The following is a 19,374-nucleotide window of genomic DNA, read 5'->3' on the forward strand; positions in this document are numbered from 1 at the left end:
CGCCATTCGGTGAATATATGGCAGGATCGTCCGCCACGATCAATTCAGATCGCGTTGAAATCCACGGTGCGCAGTCAACTTTGGGATGCCCATTTCATGGCTCAATCGATGGTGTGATGCATCGCCACTCCGTGGGAATGCCGTTTATAATTGCGAGACTATGCCACACTCTCCTCTTGAGCGCGATCGCGCTCCCCAACAATGGCGTTGGCGGCGGTTCCCGTGCAAACTTGCGCGGCTCACCGTCTTTTTGCTGCTCGCCACGATCTGCCCGGCCACGCGCGGGGCCGAGCGGAAGATCGACTACAACCGCGATGTGCGACCGATCCTTTCCGAGAACTGCTTTGCCTGCCACGGGTTCGACGAGGCGGGCCGACAGGCCGATCTGCGGCTCGACGAAGCCGACTCGGCGCTGGCCGATCGCGACGGCCTGCCCGCGATCGTCGCCGGCGACGCCGAGGCGAGCGAAGCGTGGCGGCGGATCGCCAGCGACGATGAATCGGAAGTGATGCCGCCGGTCGACTCGCATCGCGAGCTGACGGCCGAGCAAAAGGAAATCTTGCGGCAGTGGATCGACGAAGGCGCCGTCTACGCGAAGCATTGGGCATTCATTCCTCCGGTGAAAGCCGCGGAGCCGACGCTCGAATCAACGTGGCCTCGCAACGAGATCGACCAATTCGTGTTGGCACGGCTCGAAGATGAAGGCCTCCAGCCATCGCCCGCCGCCGACCGGCGGATGGTGATCCGCCGGCTATACCTCGACCTGACGGGATTGCCGCCGAGCGCGGAAGAAGTCGAAGCGTTCGTCGCCGATGAACGGCTCGACGCTTATGAACGCTCGGTCGATCAACTACTCGCCAGCCCCCACTTCGGCGAGCGGATGGCGCTCGAATGGCTCGACGCGGCGCGCTACGCCGACACGAACGGCTTCTCAATCGACGGCGGCCGCCACATGTGGGTGTGGCGCGATTGGGTGATCAGCGCCTTCAACGAGAACATGCCGTACGACCAGTTTCTCTACGAACAACTCGCCGGCGATCTCATCCCGAATCACTCCGACGACCAACTCGTCGCCAGCGGGTTCCAGCGGAACAACATGGTGACCCATGAGGGGGGCACGATTCCCGAGGAGAATCTTACCAACTACAACGCCGATCGCGTGAAAACGCTCGGCGAAGCGGTGCTGGGACTCACCCTCGGCTGCGCCCAGTGTCATGACCACAAGTACGATCCGCTCACGCAGCGCGAGTACTACCAGTTCTTCGCTTACTTCAACACGCTGAGCGACATCGGCCTCGACGGCAACGCAGGCGTCAATCCACGGCCTTACTTCCAAGCGAAGACGACGCTGCCCGATACGGAGTTGCCCGAGTTGCAGCGTCGCATCGCGGAGCTCAAGCAAGCGCTGGCTGCTCCCGACACGGTGGCCATCGAAAGTTGGGCAGGCGAGCATCGTGCAAAGCTCGCCGCGCGCGGTCGTGACTTCGTGGTGAAGCCGGCCAAGCTGCTGAAGGTGAGCGCCCCCAATCGCGGCTTCGGCTTCGGCGTCGAAGCGGATCGCTTCGCGCGGGTGACGCAACCCGAGGGAATGGTGGCCTACGACATGTCGCTGGAGCTTCCCGCGGACGATCGCCCGATGACGGGTCTGCGGATCGTCTTCCATCACGACGACAAGGCGCCGGGCGGCGGCCGCGGGCATGGCAAAATGTACTCGCCCGAAGCGGGAGCGCCCGATCAGGGGACGTTCGTCGTCACGTCGTTCTCGGCGAGCGTCGACGTCGTGCCGGGCGATCAGATCAACCTCCACCGCTTGCTCGACGCGAAGCAAGTAACGGCTAACTCATGGCGCGACGACTACCGCCCTGAGCATGTGCTCAACACGCTCAACGACAATGGTTGGTCGCCGAAGATTGCCGTCACGGGACCGGCGCACCTCACCGTCACGTTCAACGAGCCGATCTTCGCGAAGCAGACGCCCTATCTCACCGCGCAGGTGAACTTTGGGCACGGCAACGCGCTCTCCGCGGCGAAGTTCGAATTCGAGGCCGTGTATGGCGAAGACCCCGACAGCGACCTCCCCGCCGAGGTGATCGCCGCCGTTGAGCGGAGCGTGAACGATCGCAGCGACGCCGACCTCGCACTGCTCGCGAAGTACTACGCCGAGCATGGCGCGCCCGCCGCGCGGCAGCGAATCGAACTCGCCAACCTCGAAGAGCGCGTTCGCGTGCTAACGGAAAAATTCTCGACGATGGTGATGGATCAGGCCGAAACGCCGCGCGAGACATTTATTCTCGAACGCGGCAACTACGCCGCGCCGACGGAGAAGGTGACGCCTGGCACGCCTGCCGCCCTGCCGGCGCTGCCTGAGGGCGCCCCGGCGAATCGGCTGGGGCTCGCGCAGTGGGCCATCATGCCGAACAATCCGCTCACCGCGCGCGTGGCGGTCAATCGCACTTGGCAAACGCTGTTCGGCACGGGCATCGTGAAGACCACCGCCGACTTCGGCGCTCAAGGCGAATGGCCGAGCCATCCCGAGCTGCTCGATTGGCTCGCGGTGGACTTCATCGAACATGGCTGGGACGTCAAGCGGCTAGTGCGGCAGATCGCTACCTCGGCGACCTATCGGCAAACCTCCGCGGCCAGCGTAGAGCTGATCGCGCGCGACCCGGCGAACCAGTTGCTCGCCCGCGGACCGCGGTTCCGCTTGTCGGCCGAGTTCATTCGCGACGGCGCGCTCAAGTCGAGCGGCTTGCTCGTCGACCGCGTGGGCGGGCCGAGCGTCAATCCCTACATGCCGGGCGACCTGTGGCGCGAGATCAGCCACTACGGCAGCTCGCCCGCGACTTCGCAGGCGTTCGTGCAAGATCATGGCGAAAAGCTGTACCGCCGCTCACTCTACACCTATTGGAAGCGGACCGTGCCGCCGCCGAACATGGCGGCGTTCGACGCCCCTAATCGCGAGATTTGCACGATCCAACGGGCCTCGACGACGACGCCGCTGCAGGCGCTCGTGATGCTCAACGACGTCCAGTTCGTCGAAGCGACCCGGGCGTTGGCGGAACGGATGATCGGCCACGGTGGCGACGACGCCACGCGGTTGCGGTGGGGTTTTGAAGAATGCACGTCGCGGGCGCCGACGGATGAAGAGTTGGTGGTGCTGGCCGAGATGCTAGGCCGCGAACGCTCGCGTTATGCCGCCGATGAACCGGCCGCGAAGGAATACCTTACCGGTGGCGAGTCGGTGCGCGACGAGCAGATTCCGCTCGCCGAGCATGCCGCGTGGTCGCAAGTGGCGTCGTTGATGATGAACCTCAGTGAAGCCGTGACGAGGAATTAACGTGATCGATCCATCTGAAGAATTCGTACGGCACATCACGCGGCGCACCTTTCTGGGCGGCGCGGCGGGAACGGTAGGGACGGCGGCGCTGAGTTCGCTACTCGCGAGCCATGCGGGGAGCACGTTCGCTGCGGCGACGGGCGGCATCGCGACCAACTCGTTAGGGTTGCCACACTTTGCGCCGAAGGCGAAGCGCGTGCTCTGCCTGTTCCAATCGGAAGGGTTCTCGCACGTCGACTTGTTCGATCACAAGCCGAATCTTACGAAGTTCCACGGCAAAGAAATCCCGCCATCAGTGAAGGGCGAGCAACGTCTCACCGGCATGACCTCCGGCCAGTCGGCGTTCCCGGTCGTCGCGCCGCTATGGCCGGGTCGGAAATGCGGCCAACAGGGAACGTGGATGAGCGACCTGCTCCCCCACATGCAAACGATCGCCGACGAGATGTGCATCATCAAGTCGATGCATACCGAGGCGATCAACCACGACCCGGCGATTACCTACATCAACACCGGCAACCAGCAGCCGGGCTACGCGAGCATGGGGGCGTGGATGAGCTACGGGCTCGGCAGCCTCAACAAGAATCTACCGACGTTCATCGCCATGGTGTCGCAAGGCTCAGGGAAGAACCCCGGCCAACCGATTTTCTCGCGGCTGTGGGGCAGCGGCTTCCTGCCGTCGTCGCATCAAGGCGTCGGCCTGCGGCCTGGCGCTAACCCGGTGCTTTACCTCAAGGATCCGCCAGGGACGACTCGCGATCAGCGCCGCGCGATGCTCGACGATCTCGCCCACCTCAATCACCTGCGGGCCCGCGAGCTGGGCGACCCTGAAACGCTCACGCGGATCAACGCCTACGAAATGGCCTTCCGCATGCAGACCTCAGTGCCGGAACTGACCGACACGAGCGACGAATCGCCCGAGACGCTTGCCTCCTACGGCCCCGAAGTCGCGAAGGCGGGAAGCTACGCGGCAAACTGCTTGCTCGCGCGGCGGCTGCTCGAGCGCGACGTGCGGTTCGTGCAGTTGTTCCACCGCGGGTGGGATCAGCACATCGCCATCCAGAAGCAGCTACCGAACCAGTGCAAAGACGTCGATCAACCGACGGCGGCGCTGATCAAAGACTTGCGTCAACGCGGGCTGCTCGACGATACGCTGGTGATCTTCGCCACTGAGTTCGGCCGCACGGTGTTTAGCCAGGGGAGCCTCGGCGATCCGGGCATGGGTCGCGATCACCATGGCCGTTGCTTCACCGTGTGGCTCGCCGGCGCCGGCGTGAAGCCGGGGATGGAGTACGGCAGCACCGACGACTTCTGCTACAACATCGCCGAGAACCCGGTGCACCTACGCGACCTGCACGCGACGATCTTGCATTGCCTGGGGATCGACCATTCGCGCTTCACCTACAAGTTCCGCGGGTTGGATACGAAGCTGACCGGGGTGGAAGAGGCGCATGTGGTGAAGGGGATTTTGGCGTAGCGGAAGCTACATCCCCCTAGCCCCTGGCTCCTGGCTCCTGGCTCCGCCAGGGGGTCGGCCGCCATGCCGGTCGACATCACCGCGCGTTGCGCCACCCCCGTGCGGAGCCCGGGGCTAGAAAAAACGGTGCAACGCACAATCACTGGGCGTAGGCCGTTTGATTCCGCCGCGCTAACGCATCGGCACGCCCTTCTTTCGCCGACGTGCGAAACTCCGCCAACGAATCCTTCAGCGCCGGCTCGCGCCGCACCGCCTCGTCGAGGTCGGTGATCGCGCGATCCCAGTTTTCCATCATGAGATACGCCTCGCCGCGGATGGCGTACATCCCGGCGTCGGTCGGATTGCTGTGAAGGGCGTCGGTCGCCGACATGGCCGCCCGATTCGGGCTGCCGAGGTTCAAGAACGCGCGGGCTTGCAGGCGATTCACCTCGTTCGACGTATCGCCGTTCGCCGCGGCCGTTTGGAAGTCCTCGAGGGCTGTGTCGGGAAAACCCATCGCCAGCAGCGTCTCACCGCGGTGGAGGTACGACTCGGTTTGATCGGGATCGAGCGTGATCGAGGCGGTGAACTCGATGATCGCCTGATCGTTCTCGCCGCGCACCTGTAACTCGCGAGCTCGCGCGTAATGTTCATCGGCTCCGCTGATGACCGGCTTCGCGACGGTTTGTTCGATGATCTCGACTTCAGCCACCTGGGGCTTGAGCGCCTCTTGCTGCTCGTGGAAGACGAATTCGGGGGCGATCGCTTCGGCGCGAGCCAGCTTCTCCTCGGAGGCAAGCGTGGCGCCGTCGTCTTGCAGGTCGCGACTCCAGCGATAATACGCTTCGCCGAGCTTCGGCGTCACGATGGCGGCGAGCGCGGGATCTTCCACGAGCGTTTGCTCGAGATCGGCCACCGCGCGATCGTACTGCTCACGCCTCAGGTAGACCAAGCCGCGTGTGTGGTACGCGGCCGCGTTGTGGGGGTTGAGACGGATCGCTTGCGTCGCATCGCGCAAGGCGTTGAAGCGATCGCCCAACTCCATGTAGGCGACCGCGCGTTGCTCGTAACCGGCAGTGTTGTTGGGAGCGAACGCGATCGCATCGCTGAAGTCGTCTTTCGCCGTGTCGGGAAAGCCCATCCGGAGGTACGCGATGCCGCGCTTGCGGTAGAGTTCCGCCGAGGCGGCGTCGCCCGTCGGCGGCTGCACCGCGGCGTTCGACGATTTGAGCGCCATGGTGAAGTGCTCGACGGCCTGTTGATAGTCGCCTTGCTCTAGCAGCTTGCTACCTGCCGCCGACTGCTGGGCAGCTGCGGCGAGTGCGCTGTCATCGACGGCTGCCGGCGCTGTCGTGGTCGTAGCAGGGGCGGCGTTTGGAGCAGCTGGCTGAGCGACGGTTTCAGTCGGCGACTGCGAGCAACCACTGCCAAGCGGAAGCATCAGCGCGAGACCAACAGCGGCACCAATGGATCGACGAGTCGTGAACATAAGACGCCTTCGACAGGCAAGCGACGAGTGAAGAGAAGGAGGTCGCTTCAATATACCTTTCGTTTCTGGCGGGGCGGGAAATTGGCCGGGCAATCGTCACAATCAGCTTCTCAAGCGTGAAGCGGGCCAATTTGCAACGAGTTTGCCGGCTGAATGCTCGCGGCGGGCCGCCTGGCGCCGCTCACCCCGGGTTTTTTAAGAACCGCTTGGCCGCGTCGGTCAGCTCTCGGAGTCGCTGTTCCAGCTCGCCGACCGCGGCAGCGCCGTCCGGCATCGATCGCGCCGACGCCATGTGCTCAAGCCGCGAGGCGGCGGCCGCCATGTCGTGCGCGCTGAGCGTGGCGGCAAGCCCCTTCAAGCTATGGGCGGCGCGATGGAGCGTCGGCAGGTCGTTGCGCATGACCGCTTGGCGTACCTTCTCGTAGAGCGGAGGCGCATCTTCGAGAAAGATTTCGATGATCGCCCGCAGCAGGTCGCGGTCGCCGGCCAGGCGGCTGAGGGCTTCTTCAACATTCATCGGAGACGGCGGCGAGTCGCTATCGTCTCGTAACGACGCGATGCTGCTCATGGTTCTGTCCTAAGGCTTGGCGTCCCGACTCGCCGGCGGCGTGCGACGTCGCTGCGACGTTCGTCGAGTCTCGACTGAATTTCACCCCCGCGATGGCAGTGGAAGCAAACTCCGTTCCGGCGTCGCCGCCAGAAGGGTCTGACGAATTGAAGTCATGTAACGATTGTAGATCGTTTGTATGCGCCGGTGCGCGTTCGCCGTGGACGCCGCGCTGCCGATTCGTCGAGTTGACGACCAGCGCGCAACTCGTCGCGAGCACGTCGAAAGGCCTATTTTTCAGCAAAAAATGCCATTGGCACGTCACTTGCGTTTCCGTCGTGCGTGCGGCAGCCAGCCGACAAATCATCCTCGCCGCTTAGTCGACTCGCCATGCAGTCGAGCGACCATTCCAGCCGGCGATGTTTAACGACACTGGAGAGAGCCATGAAACGCCAACGTCCATCCGCGCGTCCCACACCGCAACTCAATCGCGCCGGCAAGATCAAGTACGGCATCTTTGCTTGGCTGATTGGTCTGCCGCTGCCGATTGTCATTCTCGCTTTATTCTTCCGCGGCTGCGACTTCTAGTCGCGCCGACGGAGAGCAGCTCATAACGAACTTTTCCATATGGGAGGAAGCCATGAACTGGGATCAAGTCGAGGGCAATTGGAAGCAAGCGAAGGGTCGCATCCAGCAGCAATGGGGCAAACTGACCAACGACGACGTCGATACCATCAAGGGAAAGCGAATCGAGTTGGTGGGCAAGCTTCAAGCCCGTTATGGCTATGCTCGCGAGCGAGCCGAAGAAGAAGTTGAAAAGTTCTGTACGACGTGCGATTCAGCGAGCAGTTGAGCTCGCTGCAGTCGATCTAGGCGATCGCATTCGCAGTAACCGCCACCACGTAAATCAATTGCTAAAAGGAATAGTGTTATGTCACTCAAACTTACTTCACGCCTGTTCGCCGCTGGACTGACGTTAGCGTTCGTCGGATGCCAAGAGTCGACGACTCGTAGCGACGTGGCCGACGCTCAAGCGGAACTCCGCGACCAACAACATGACGTTGCGGAAGCCCAACACGACGCCGCGGAGGCAACGGCTGAAGCACAACAAGACGCCGACGAAACTCGCCATGAAGCGATGAAGCCCGTGCTAGACGCCGATGCCGACGCTGCGGGAGACGTGGCGGAAGCTCAGCAAAACGTTGCCGAAACGCGTGCTGAAGGCAACGCGGAGATTCGAGATGAACAGAAGGACGTCAACGCAGCTGCGGCTGATCTGCAGAAGAAGGAAGCTGAGCTAAACGCGACGCAAGCTCGCGACGGTTTCGCGAAGCAGGTCGATCAACAACTTGTTCTGGCCGACGAGCGGATTGCTCAGCTTGAAGAACGTCATGATAACGCCGAGGGCGCCGACGCTGACGCGATCGCCAAGCAGATCGACGTACTTAAGGCCCAGCGTGATCGCGTGAAGGAGGCCACCGACGATCTGAAGGGCGAAGAGCTGATGAAATGGCAAGATCACCAACGCAACGTCCAGCAAGAAGTGAGCACGTTGCAGCAGCTGCTCCAAGAGAATAAGTAATCGCAGCTAGATGTTTGCGAGTGTGAGGCGTCGGCGACTTCGGTCGTCGGCGCCTTTTTTGTTGCGCGAGCGGAACGTTCCAACCGTACTCTAGCCCCGGGCTCCGCCCGGGAGTCGTTCACCGCACCGTGGGGCGTCGCGTACCGAAAATGGATGCCGACCCCCGGGCGAAGCCCGGAGCTAGGATGCTTCGCCACGGGTAATTACCCGGCCTTCTCGGCTAGTTGCGGTCTCGCTGCGATCGCTCGAACGCGTTCCACCGCCGCGGCGAGCGTCGTCGTGATGTCCGACTGGTCGTCGGCTAACCGGCGGCGAATCGCTTCATCGCGGTCGCCGCCCCAGTAGCCGATCACGATCGGCAACTGCGGGTAGCGATCGCGCAAGCGGCGGCACAGCAGTCGGCTGCTGCGGCTCGGCAGCGGCGGAACACTCGACAAAACCACGATGTCGGCCCGTTGCGATTCGACCGCTTCCACTAGTTCGCTAGTTAGTGCAGAGATTGCCGCCCGTTCGACTTCGCAATTTTCCTTCTGCAGCAGTTGCGAAAGCATCACCGCGCTAATGTCGTCGGCTTGGTCGCGAAGCGGGATGCAAAGGACGCGTACTGCTCGGCGACCGGCGCTTTCGACCCCATCCGGCTTCGGTGCAGCAGCGGCCTGCTTGGCGTCGAGTTCGCCAAGATCTTCGACCAGATCGCGGGCCGCTTCTTGCACTATGCCGACTTGTCCGTCGTGGAGCCGGCCAGCGTGTCGATCTTCCTCGGCGAGAATTAACGCGGGGATCACCGCATTGTCGTAGGCTGCAGCCAGCGAGCCATCAGTGAGTAGCGGCGTCACAAGTTCCTCGGCCTCGTCGCTGTCGCCAGCGAGGAGGCGTTGGTAAATCCGCTCCGGCGGCAGCATCGTCGAATGATCGCCCAGCAGCACCGCGAGGAAATTGATTGCAGGAATGTAGCGGGCCATCACGACGACGCACACGGTGAGCGGCATCGCGAGCACCAGCCCGATCGGACCCCAAATCCAGGTCCAGAAGATCGCTGCCACGATAACGCCAACGCCCGAGACGCCCGTGCTGCGGCCGTAGAGCATCGGTTCCGCGACGTTGTTCACGAGCAATTCCAGCACCGCGAAGAGCGCAGCCACCATCAGCGGCGCCGTCCAGCCAGAGGAATCAGCGATCGAGACGGCCAGCGGCATGATTGCCGAGAGCCACGGACCGATGTACGGCAGGAACCGCAACGCGAAGCTGAGGACGCCCCAGGTAATGGCACTCGGCACGCCGATCGCCGCCAATCCCAACCCCACCGCGAGGCCGTAGCCGGCGTTGATTAGGAATTGCATGCGAAGGTAGTTGCTTACGCGGTCGGTCACATCGGTTAGCGCTTCGGTCGATGCGTGCAGATTCGACGCGCCGAAGAGTTGCAGCAGGCGATTGCGCTGATCTTCGCGCTTGAGCAAGATGAAGATGACGAGGACGATGGCCATGCCAGCCGTCGTTAGTGGCGCGACGAGCGGGCCGAGCCAATCTCGCATCTGCCCGAGCGGCGAGGGAGGCATGCCGACAACACGGACGTCGACCGGCTCGCCACTATTGCTGAGCGTTCCGTTCGACGGGTTATCAAACTCTCGCTTGAGGCGAGCCCAAAGGCTGCCATCCTGCTGCTCCGCCGGAGGTGCAACTGCAGGCGCCGTCGCAACGACTGGCGCTTCTTCGGCTGCATCCTCTGACGGCGGAGTAGCCGGCTTCGCATCCTCATTCAACTTCTTGGTAACTTCGTCGATCGCCTCATTGACGTTCGCCAGCATCGGCGAGTCGGGACGCAAATCCTCGATTTTGCGAATGATCTCCTGCCGCCACACCGGCAACTGCTCGTTGAGATTGAGCAGCTGACTCGTGACGATCCAACCGAGGACTCCCAAGACGACGAACGTCACTCCCACGACGGATATCACGGAGAGAATTCGCCCCAGGCCCCAGCGCTCGAGGCGTTCCGCCAGCGGCGTCAGCAGGAAACTGAGGAAGATTGCTAGCGCCAACGGCAGCAGGATCTCCTTCGCGACGTGTAGCGCAGCGATCGCCACCACGATCGATGCCAAGGTGAGAAGCGGCGAACCAGCGCCGGACGGCGTGCGAGATCGAGCCATGCGCGACGTCGGCGAGCGACGCCGACGTTCCTATGAACCTAGAACGATGTGACGATGAGCCGATTGACGACCCGCACGGAGCCGGCGACCCGCAGGGCGGCAACTTGAGCCATCTGCTTCAGATAATAGCTGGGAACTGCGCCCGAGAGAACGAGCCCTTCCTGAGCCGCGGCGCAGCTGACGCTGCCGAGCACCGGATAGCCGAGCGATTCGAGCGTCGCTTTGACGTTCTCGCTCGCCAGTTGCAGCCGGCTGCGGTTGCTTGCCTGATGGTCGCTGTCGCGGCGTTCAAGCGGGTTGGAGCGATGGAAGTCGAGGGCTGGAGTCGCAGAGGCGGGAGTCGATTTGTGGCGGGGACGAATGCGAAGTGCTTCGTGCATGACGGTGAAGGATCCAGTGCGGAGGGACCACAGAAGCAGTCCAAGTATTAGGGAGTGAATCGCGACGAGAGGATCGATCCTGCAGATCCATTAAAAAAGCCGACGGGCGACAACCCTATCTGTTCGGCGACGGTGCGGACACCAGAGCAACGTCGTGACATCAGATATGGTTTTTCGCCCGTCGGCGCTTCCGTGATTTGGCGAGCCCCGCGTGCGGAAGCGGAGCAATGCATTCATCGTGCCAATTTGCATAGGAAAGCGATGCGAAAGGGACCACTACCACAAGCGATTCGCTGCTAGGTGCTCTTCACATCGAGAAATCAAGCGATTTTCGCTCTTTGATCGCCTGCCAATCAGTCTGTCCGCCGGGAACGCGGCGCGCGCGCGGCCGCTCGCTTGCCAGCACTGAGCGTCTTGATTGGTCGCTAGCAATCCAGTTTCCCCGCACTGTTGGCGGTTTGGCAATCACCCCTGCGGACAAACTGCCCACCACGCGGGGATCCCGCGGGATTGTCCGGCAGATCGCCAAACGATCAACGTTCTTCGCGATTTCGACGCGAACCGCAGTACCGCCCGCTCTCCGCTCGTGGCACGCAGGTTGCAATCGAGTATTTCAGGCCTGACGCGATCTCATTGAGACGCGGTTTAATGGCCCAGGGGTCACGATACACCGACACCACTCGAACAAAGGAAGCTGCGATGAAACTGAACCAACAAACGCTCGAAGGGAACTGGAACGAGATTAAAGGCAAGCTGCACGAACGCTGGGGCGAACTGACCAGCGACGACCTGCAGAAAGCTCGTGGTAGCGTCGACCAGCTCGTCGGCATGATCCAGAAGAAGACTGGCGAAGCTCGGGAGAAAGTCGAGCAATACCTCGGCGAAGTAACCTCGAATGGCGCTTCGGGCGTCAGCAAGGTCGCCGAAGCGGTTCGCAGCTACGCCGGCACTGCTGCTGAATCGCTGGGCGATGCTCGCGGTCGCGCGAGTGACGCGGTACGCGGCGGTTACGTTCAGACCGAGCGGATGGTTCAGCAGCGGCCGATCGAGTCGCTCGCGGTTGGCTTCGGTGCGGGCTTGATCACGGGCGTGGTGCTTGGCCTCGTGATGCGGTCGCGGTAGACGAATTGCACGCACGCCTCGCTCTAGGGGCGGCGATTACCCACTGTTAGTAGTAGAAGGAGTAGAGTCATGTTATCGCTCGCAGTAACCATGCTGATTTTGGCGCTGGTCGCCGCATTGCTCGGATTTGGCGGAATTGCCAGCAGTTTCGCGGGTTTCGCGCAAATCCTCTTCTTCGTCTTTATTGTGCTATTCTTGATCAGCGCCGTAGCGGGTGCATTACGTGGACGTCCGCCGGTCTAATCCGACGACGGCCGCAACTCAAGACTGAACAGCGATTTAGAGACGCAGGGCTACTGACATCACATGGCTAGCGACGCAGACGACATTTGCCGCCGCATGGAAGCCGTTCGCCGCACTGCCGGCGAAGAGGTTGAAACCATTGTGCAATCGGCGAAGACGTTGTCGGACTGGCGCTACTACGTGAAGAATCATCCGTTCTTGTTGGCGGGGGCCGCAGCGGGGTTGGGGTTCTTCCTCATCCCGCGTCGGAAATCCCCGCCAACGCCTGGAGCGGCGGATGCGAAAGAGCTGATCGAGTTGCTGAAAAAGCATCACGTGAGTGGAGTGACGGTTGAGGGCCCGCCGAGCGGATTGCTCAAAACAGTGGCGGGATTAGCCACGCCGTTCCTGATTCGCACGGCGATGAACTTCGCACAAACTCGATTGGAATCAGGCGATTGGAGTTCGTTGTTCGGCGGCAAGGCGGCATCGCCTGCCGAGACGCCGGACGACGAGCAGTCATTCGAAGAGTTCAACATTCCGCGGTGATGCCATGCACAATCGCCTCCAAAATCATTTTCGAACGGCGGCCGAAGCCGCCGAGTCGCGAGTCTCGGCAGCGGCGGCTGCGGCTGATGAAGCAGTCGCCGATTTTGCAGTCACTGGCGAGGGCATCGTGAACCGGACGGCTCGTTCGGTGGCGTCGCATCCTGCCCTAGCTATCGGCGCCGCCTTCGCGGTTGGTCTACTGATTGGCAAATGGGTGAAGCGCTAATGGCGTTCGACCGACGTCCCACGACTGCTGCCGCTCCTGCCGCCTCGATGAGTCGGAGCTTCCGCCAATTGGGGAGCGATGTGCTCACGCTGATGGAGCTGCAGGCCGAGTTGCTACAACTTGACGTGCGGGAGTGGGTGCACAGCTTTATTCGTCCACTTGCTGCATTGCTCGCCGCCGGCATCATCTTGCTGGCGACGGCTCCGGTAGCACTGTTCAGCTTCGGTTACTTGCTTGAAGCGAAAACTGATCTGCCGCTGTGGGGCGCGATGATGATTGCAGCCGGGACTGGCCTCGCGCTGGCGAGCCTTTCCGCCGGCATCGGCATCTGGCTACTCAAGCGTGATCGACGAATCCTCGATCGCTTTAGTACAGAACTTCGCAAGAACGTTCACTGGCTAAAAGAAACGTTGCGAACCACCCCCGACGACGTTCCGCGCTAGGCGCTGTCGTCCCGCGATGGTTTAGCGTTCACCTCCCCCCGGAGACTTATCGCTATGGCTACCGCCCACTACTCAGAATTCGCTGAACGCACCGGCGCACGGCCGCCCGCTTTCGGCGGCGACGATCAACTCGCCCACGGTCTCGACGCCTGCGACGCAGCGACCACGTTCTTTCGGGAGTACGCCCGCGAGCGCCCCGAAGTCGTAGCCCTGTGGGCGTTCGGCATCGGTTTCGTGCTTGGCTGGAAGCTCAAGCCTTGGTGATCCACGGCGATCAATCGCCTTCGACGACCTGCCCGACTTGAATCCCGAGTTCCCGCATCTTGTTGCGGAGGCTGCCGCGAGTGATGCCGAGTCGCAAGGCGGCTTTCGATTGGTTCCCTGCCGTCTCGCGCAGCACGCGAGTCAGCAGGTAACGCTCCATGAACTGGAGCGACTCCTGGTAAACATTCTCCGAACCGGAATTGATCCGCTCGTCGAGGAATGACGCCAAATCGACGGCGCCACCGTCATCGCTTGCAGACGCACCAGCCACGCGCCGCGGCGCGGAGCCGGGCTGCAGGTATTCCAAGATATCTTTTGGAAGCAACTCCGGCACGATCGTCGGGCCGGTCGCCATGAGCATCGCACGGCGAACGGCGCCCTGCATTTCGCGAATGTTGCCCGGCCAGGGATACTTCTCCATCAAGTCGAGCGCCTCGGGCGAGATGCTCGTGATCCCCTTGCTCAGCTGGCTGTTGAACCGCTTGAGAAAGTGATCGAGTAGCAGTTTGAGATCTCCCTGGCGTTCCCGCAGCGGCGGCAGTTGGATTTCGAAGCCGTTGAGCCGGTGGAACAAGTCGAGCCGGAACTCGTTGTCCTCGATCATCTGCTCCAGGTCACGGTTCGTCGCCGAAATAAGCCGTACGTCGACCGAGATCGTGTCGTGTCCACCGACGCGTTCGAACTTCTGCTCCTGCAGCAGTCGCAGCACCTTGCTCTGCGTCGCCGGCGACATGTCGCCGACTTCGTCGAGGAAGATCGTGCCGCCGTTGCACTGTTCGAAGCGGCCGATGTGGCGCCGATCGGCGCCGGTGAAGGCGCCCTTCTCGTGGCCGAACAGCTCGCTTTCGAGCAGCGTGTCGGTCAGGGCGGCGCAGTTCACCGCCATGAAGCACTGGTCGTTGCGATGGCTATGCTGGTAGAGGGCTCGGGCGATCAGTTCCTTGCCCGAACCGCTCTCGCCGCGGATGAGCACGGTGACGTCCTGAGCCGCGACGCGGCCAATCTGCTTGTAAACCTCGAGCATCTTCGGGCTGCGGCCGACCAGCACGTCGCTATCTTCGGAATCAGTTTCCGCTTCTTGCAGGCGGACCGGCGAGTTCATCAGCCGGCGGGTTTCGAGGGCCCGTTCGACGAGCGAGCGAACTTGGCGAATATCAAGCGGCTTGAGGAGGTAGTCGTACGCCCCCATCTTCATCGCTTCGATCGCCGTGTCGCTGTCGTTCGTGGCGGTGATGAAGATAACCGGCAGGCGGAGATCGATCGCCCGAATCTCGCGGGCCAGCTCCATGCCAGAGACTTCCGGCAGAAGGATATCGAGCAGCAAAACGTCGGGCTTGTGCTCGCGCAAGGCGGCCATGCCCGACTCCGCGTCGCTGGCAGTGTGAATCTCGACGTCCGAATCGGCGAACGCCTTTTTGACCAGCAACAGGACAGTGCGGTCGTCATCAATTACCAACAAACTCGCCATTGATTCCTTTTCTCCGAGCTCAATTGCGGCGCTCGGCGGTTATTCGATATTTCTCCCCAGCGTCTCGGGCGCACGAAGGCCCCCGCCGCCGTTGGCAGAAGTTTTCGATTCTATCTCGGCCATCTAAATTTACGAGACTACCGAATCGATTTGGTCTGGCAGAATCCCCCTAACATCCCACGCCAGCCAAGGCGTAGGGCACAGTGGCAATATTAGAGTCGCCGCCCGCCAAGGAAATAGCCGGAATACCCGATTCCGACGAATCGTTGGCGGCTCGATTAGAGGTGGGGGCGATTGGCTAGCAGGTCGCGTAACGCGGCCTTTCCCACTGGCTTCGTCACGTGGAAATCGAAGCCTGCTTCCTTCGACGCCCGACGGGCCTCGTCGTGCCCGTGGCCGGTGACCGCTACTAGGTAGGCCGAGGCTGTTTCCGGAAGCGATCGCAGCGCCCGGCAGACGGCGTAGCCATTCATCTCGCCCGGCAGGCTAATGTCGCACAGCACCACGCGGGGCTGGAATTCAACTGCTTTCGCAACGGCCGCGGCGCCATCCTCGGCGGTCGCCACCATGTGGCCGTCGAGCCGCAGCATGTGGTTGAGCGCGAGGAGCGCGTCGCGGCGATCGTCGACGATAAGAATCCGCTCCTGGCGGGCGGGCGTCTCTGCTTTAGGCGGCTCCGGCTGTACGGCTTGCGGCGGCGTCGATCGCGGCAACGTGATCGTGAATTCGGCCCCCTGCCCTACCCCATCGCTACGGGCGCAGATGCCGCCGCCGTGGAGTTCCACCAAGCCCTTCGTCAGTGCGAGCCCCAGCCCCAAGCCGCCGCGGCTCCGCTCTAAGCTGTTGTCGGCCTGATTGAACGGCTCGAAGATTCTAGCGAGCGTTTCGTCGGTCATCCCGATTCCTTGATCGCGGACCACGATCGCGGCGTCGCCATCGGTTGCGTGAGCGTGGAGCGTGACCGAAATGACATTCGGTCCATCGCTGAACTTGTAGCTGTTGTGGATCAGGTTCGAGAACGCCTGTGCTAGGCGGGCCGAGTCGGCGAAGACCCACGCATCGTGCTCGGGTAGTTCGATCTGAAGTTCGCATTGCTCGAGCAGGCGAGCCTTGCGGTAGTCGTCGATCGTGTCCCGCAGCAGTTCACGGAGATTCACATGCTGGCGACGGAGCCGCAGTTTGCCGCGAGCAATGCGCGAGACGTCGAGCAGATCGTCGACGATCCGTGACATCTGCGCCGCTTGCCGTGCGATGACGGCCTGCATCTCGTTCGCTTCTTGATCAAGATTGAGCATCGCCAGCACTTGAGCGCCGGTGACGATCCCCGCCAGTGGATTACGCAATTCGTGGCCGAGCATCGCCAAGAAATCGTCCTTGCGGCGATCGGCTTCGCGCAAAGCGCTCTCCGAAGCTTTCATGTCGGTGATATCGACTGAGCAGCCGACATAGCCAAGAAACGCGCCGTCCCCCCGGAACCGCGGCATACCGTTCAAGGTCACCCACCGGTACTCGCCATCAGCGCGCCGCATTCGAATTTGCGCGTCGATCGCTTGCTGCCGCTTGAACGCCTGCCGATAGCTCTCGACGAACTTATCGCGCTCATCCTGGTGGATGAATCGCGTCCAATTCATCCCTTGGAGTTCATTGAGTTCGGCGCCAATAAACCGTGTGTATTCCTTATTCACGTATTGGCAGCCGCCGACGCCATGGATCCAGATGAGCACCGGCGCATTGTCGGCCATGTTTCGGAAGAGCGTTTCGCTATCGCGGAGTTCGCTTTCGATCCGCTTCAAGTCGCTGATATCGAGATTGATGCCAACCCAAGCGATGATCGTGCCATGCTCGTCTCGCACCGGCACGCCGCGGGCGAGCACTGGATGCCACTTGCCGTCGACGCCGCGAAAGCGATGCTCGACGTCCCACGCATCGCCCGATTGCACGCATTGCCGCCAGGCGGCAATCGTCTGTTCGACGTCGTCGGGGTGGAGAACGTCGGTCCAACCGGTGTCGGAGCATTCCTGTTGCGTCATGCCGACGAGGTTCAGGAACGATTCGCTGCAGTAGATGTTGCGCCCCGCGGCGTCGCAGATCCAGATGCCGTAGTCGATCGACTCGCCGATGGCGCGGTACATCAATTCGCTGTTACGCAGGGCCGCTTCGCCTTGCTTGCGTGCGGTAATGTCGACCACCGTACCGATGTAGCCGATCGTGCAGCCGCTCACATTGCACAGCGGAACGGCGTTCCCCTGAACCCACGTGACGCCCCCGCCGGGGCGTTGGAAGCGGAACTCAGCCGAGGACGAAGCCCCATCGGCGAGCGCCTGCTGCCAGCCGGCGAGAGATTGCGCGCGGTCGTCGGGGTGAATCGCGTTCATCCAACCGTTGCCGCGGGCCTCGGCGGCCGACATTCCCGCCATCTCGCACCAACCCTCGTTGACGAACAGATTGTCGCCGTTGAGGTCGGTTTGAAAAATGCCCACGGGTGCATGGCTCGCCAAAGTGCGAAACCGCTCTTCACTTGAGCGGAGCGCATCCTCGCCTTGCTTGCGGTCGGTCACGTCGAGGGTGGCGCCGAGCATCCGCACCGCGCGGCCTCCTTCGCGGATCACCGACCCCGTGCTGAAGAGCCAGATGACCTCGCCGCTGGGGCGCTGCGCGCGGAATTCAAGTTCCAGCGGCACGTCTTTCTCAACCGCGTTGAGCAGTGCGTCGCGAACGAGCGCTCGATCGTCTGGGTGAACGAGTGATTCGAACCCGTCGGCTTCCGGCTGCAAGTCGGCCGGAGCGACGCCGATGATCCCCTGCAACGACTCGGACCACGAGACGCGATTCTCAGCGATGTCCCACGCCCAGACGCCAACTTTACCCGTCTGCGTCGCCAGGAGCAGCCGGCGTTCGCTCTCACGCAGCGCTTGCTGCGCTTGCTTGCGTTCAGTGACGTCGACGGCGACGCCGCCGACGCCGACGATCTCTCCCACCGAGTTGCGGAGCGGAAATTTCGCGGCGATGAAGTGCCGATCGATTCCGCCCTGCGGGACGAACTCCTCGAACTCCGCAGCCTCCCCGGACGCGATGACTTCCCGGTCGCGCTCGCGGAGCCGATCGGCTGCATCACGCGGCATCAGGTCGTAGTCGGTCATGCCGATGACGCCCCGCGGCTTGCCGAGCGTCTGCGACGCGACCGGATTGCAAAGCGTGTAGCGGCCTTCAAGGTCTTTGATGAAGATCGCCACCGGAGCGTTCATCGTCACGGCGCGGAACCGTTGCTCGACGTCGCGCAGGGCCTGTTCGTGCTGACGCGACTCGGTAAGGTCGCGCATCGCGCCGATGACGCGCACCGCCTTCCCTTCGCTGTTGCGAATCACATGGCCTCGCGTCGCCACTTGCGCGTAGCTGCCGTCGGCCCGCTGAAAACGGTACTCGGCCGACCATGCCTTTTCGCCTCTCTCAATCGCGACCTTAATCGTTCGCAGGACGCCGTCGCGATCTTTAGGATGGATCTTATTGACGCCCCAGTTCAAGTCGCCGCCAATCTCTTCCGGTTGATAGCCGAAAAGCGTCTCAGCGCCGGCATTGCGCGCCACGCGGTCGGTCGCGAGGTCCCAGTCCCAGATGTAGTCGCCGGTCGCTTCGGCGACGAGGCGGTAGCGAAGCTCGCGTTCTTCGAGTTCCGCTTCCGTGGCGCTTGCAAGCTGCGGATTCCATTCGCAAAGAAATCCACCAGGCCGCCCGTCGTCACTAAGTAGAGCAAGCAACGTTAACGAGCCAGCTCCATCGCGTCCCTCGACGCCTGCGATCACGATTGGCGTTAGCGCGTTCGAGCTATCGCTCATCGCAGCGTCGATCTGATCGCCGGCGACCTCCCAAACGTCTCCCCACAGCTCAGATGCCGACGCGCCTATCGCCGCAGTTCGCTCAGCGAATTGAGACTGGAAGCGGTCGTTCGCTAATTGAGTGAAACTCGCCCCCCACCAGACCGCTTGCGGCCGTTGGCTCGTCAACACAATGTGCAAGGCTGTGCGCAAGCTAGTTGGCCAGGCGGTCGGGGCTCCGAGCGGACGCACCGACCAATCAACTCCGGCCAATTGCCGTCCCAGCGCACTCGCACCCCACGGCGTCGCGGCGTCACTGGGTAGCGGAGGATTCAT

The 19,374-nt window shown here is 62.4% G+C and carries 17 protein-coding genes; 11 read left to right on the forward strand and 6 right to left on the reverse strand.

Translation table 11 applies throughout. From position 1 onward, the window contains the following. Positions 1-160: 160 nt before the first annotated feature. Both ACQY7R_RS16195 and ACQY7R_RS16200 read left to right on the forward strand, forming a co-directional pair. Positions 161-3,337: a PSD1 and planctomycete cytochrome C domain-containing protein gene (locus ACQY7R_RS16195; RefSeq protein WP_428306610.1), complete on the forward strand. Its 3,177-nt coding sequence runs from the start codon at positions 161-163 to the stop codon at positions 3,335-3,337. Further along, positions 3,333-4,811: a DUF1501 domain-containing protein gene (locus ACQY7R_RS16200; protein ID WP_428308902.1), complete on the forward strand. Its 1,479-nt coding sequence runs from the start codon at positions 3,333-3,335 to the stop codon at positions 4,809-4,811. The genes ACQY7R_RS16195 and ACQY7R_RS16200 overlap by 5 nt, the downstream gene beginning before the upstream one ends. 139 nt (positions 4,812-4,950) lie before the next feature. Here the strand turns inward: ACQY7R_RS16200 and ACQY7R_RS16205 are convergent, their stop codons facing one another. Together ACQY7R_RS16205 and ACQY7R_RS16210 are read right to left on the reverse strand one after the other, a co-directional pair. Then, positions 4,951-6,279, reverse strand: a complete 1,329-nt coding sequence (locus ACQY7R_RS16205) for a tetratricopeptide repeat protein (protein WP_428306611.1) — start codon at positions 6,277-6,279, stop codon at positions 4,951-4,953. 181 nt (positions 6,280-6,460) lie between these two features. Further along, a complete protein-coding gene (locus ACQY7R_RS16210; RefSeq protein WP_428306612.1) occupies positions 6,461-6,847 on the reverse strand; it encodes an Hpt domain-containing protein in 387 nt (128 codons plus the stop codon). Positions 6,848-7,270: 423 nt separating this feature from the next. Here ACQY7R_RS16210 and ACQY7R_RS16215 point away from each other — a divergent pair, with 423 nt between their 5' ends. From ACQY7R_RS16215 to ACQY7R_RS16225, 3 genes are all read left to right on the forward strand, one after another. Beyond that, on the forward strand, positions 7,271-7,414 hold the full coding sequence (locus ACQY7R_RS16215; protein ID WP_428306613.1) for a hypothetical protein: 144 nt from the start codon (positions 7,271-7,273) through the stop codon (positions 7,412-7,414). Between the two features lie 52 nt (positions 7,415-7,466). Beyond that, positions 7,467-7,679, forward strand: coding sequence for a CsbD family protein (locus tag ACQY7R_RS16220; RefSeq protein WP_428306614.1), 213 nt, complete (start codon positions 7,467-7,469; stop codon positions 7,677-7,679). Positions 7,680-7,757: 78 nt separating this feature from the next. After that, positions 7,758-8,408, forward strand: coding sequence for a hypothetical protein (locus ACQY7R_RS16225; protein WP_428306615.1), 651 nt, complete (start codon positions 7,758-7,760; stop codon positions 8,406-8,408). A gap of 203 nt (positions 8,409-8,611) precedes the next feature. Here ACQY7R_RS16225 and ACQY7R_RS16230 read toward each other — a convergent pair whose 3' ends face one another. Both ACQY7R_RS16230 and ACQY7R_RS16235 read right to left on the reverse strand, forming a co-directional pair. Next, entirely contained in the window at positions 8,612-10,552 is a 1,941-nt protein-coding gene (locus ACQY7R_RS16230) for an AI-2E family transporter (RefSeq protein ID WP_428306616.1), read from the reverse strand. 38 nt (positions 10,553-10,590) lie between these two features. Beyond that, positions 10,591-10,932, reverse strand: a complete 342-nt coding sequence (locus ACQY7R_RS16235; RefSeq protein WP_428306617.1) for a BON domain-containing protein — start codon at positions 10,930-10,932, stop codon at positions 10,591-10,593. Between the two features lie 699 nt (positions 10,933-11,631). Between ACQY7R_RS16235 and ACQY7R_RS16240 the strand changes: the two genes are divergently transcribed. The 6 genes from ACQY7R_RS16240 to ACQY7R_RS16265 all read left to right on the forward strand — a co-directional run bounded on the left by ACQY7R_RS16240 (position 11,632) and on the right by ACQY7R_RS16265 (position 13,758). Then, positions 11,632-12,054: a CsbD family protein gene (locus ACQY7R_RS16240; RefSeq protein ID WP_428306618.1), complete on the forward strand. Its 423-nt coding sequence runs from the start codon at positions 11,632-11,634 to the stop codon at positions 12,052-12,054. Between the two features lie 69 nt (positions 12,055-12,123). Further along, positions 12,124-12,297 (forward strand): DUF1328 domain-containing protein, encoded by a 174-nt coding sequence (locus ACQY7R_RS16245; protein WP_428306619.1) that lies wholly within the window; start codon positions 12,124-12,126, stop codon positions 12,295-12,297. A gap of 63 nt (positions 12,298-12,360) precedes the next feature. Continuing rightward, on the forward strand, positions 12,361-12,825 hold the full coding sequence (locus ACQY7R_RS16250) for a hypothetical protein (RefSeq protein ID WP_428306620.1): 465 nt from the start codon (positions 12,361-12,363) through the stop codon (positions 12,823-12,825). Between the two features lie 4 nt (positions 12,826-12,829). Next, positions 12,830-13,051: a hypothetical protein gene (locus tag ACQY7R_RS16255; RefSeq protein WP_428306621.1), complete on the forward strand. Its 222-nt coding sequence runs from the start codon at positions 12,830-12,832 to the stop codon at positions 13,049-13,051. Next, positions 13,036-13,494: a phage holin family protein gene (locus ACQY7R_RS16260; RefSeq protein WP_428306622.1), complete on the forward strand. Its 459-nt coding sequence runs from the start codon at positions 13,036-13,038 to the stop codon at positions 13,492-13,494. Before ACQY7R_RS16255 ends, ACQY7R_RS16260 begins: the two co-directional genes overlap by 16 nt. Positions 13,495-13,548: 54 nt before the next feature. Continuing rightward, the gene (locus ACQY7R_RS16265) at positions 13,549-13,758 is read left to right on the forward strand and encodes a hypothetical protein (RefSeq protein ID WP_428306623.1); all 210 of its coding nucleotides are present in this window, start codon (positions 13,549-13,551) and stop codon (positions 13,756-13,758) included. Positions 13,759-13,768: 10 nt separating this feature from the next. On the opposite strand, the gene ACQY7R_RS16270 is transcribed toward ACQY7R_RS16265, so the two are convergent. Together ACQY7R_RS16270 and ACQY7R_RS16275 are read right to left on the reverse strand one after the other, a co-directional pair. After that, a complete protein-coding gene (locus ACQY7R_RS16270; protein WP_428306624.1) occupies positions 13,769-15,226 on the reverse strand; it encodes a sigma-54-dependent transcriptional regulator in 1,458 nt (485 codons plus the stop codon). Positions 15,227-15,504: 278 nt separating this feature from the next. Continuing rightward, positions 15,505-19,230, reverse strand: a complete 3,726-nt coding sequence (locus ACQY7R_RS16275; RefSeq protein WP_428308903.1) for a PAS domain S-box protein — start codon at positions 19,228-19,230, stop codon at positions 15,505-15,507. Positions 19,231-19,374: the final 144 nt, after the last annotated feature.

The organism is Lacipirellula sp., from assembly GCF_965279485.1.
Classification (GTDB): Bacteria; Planctomycetota; Planctomycetia; order Pirellulales; family Lacipirellulaceae; genus Lacipirellula.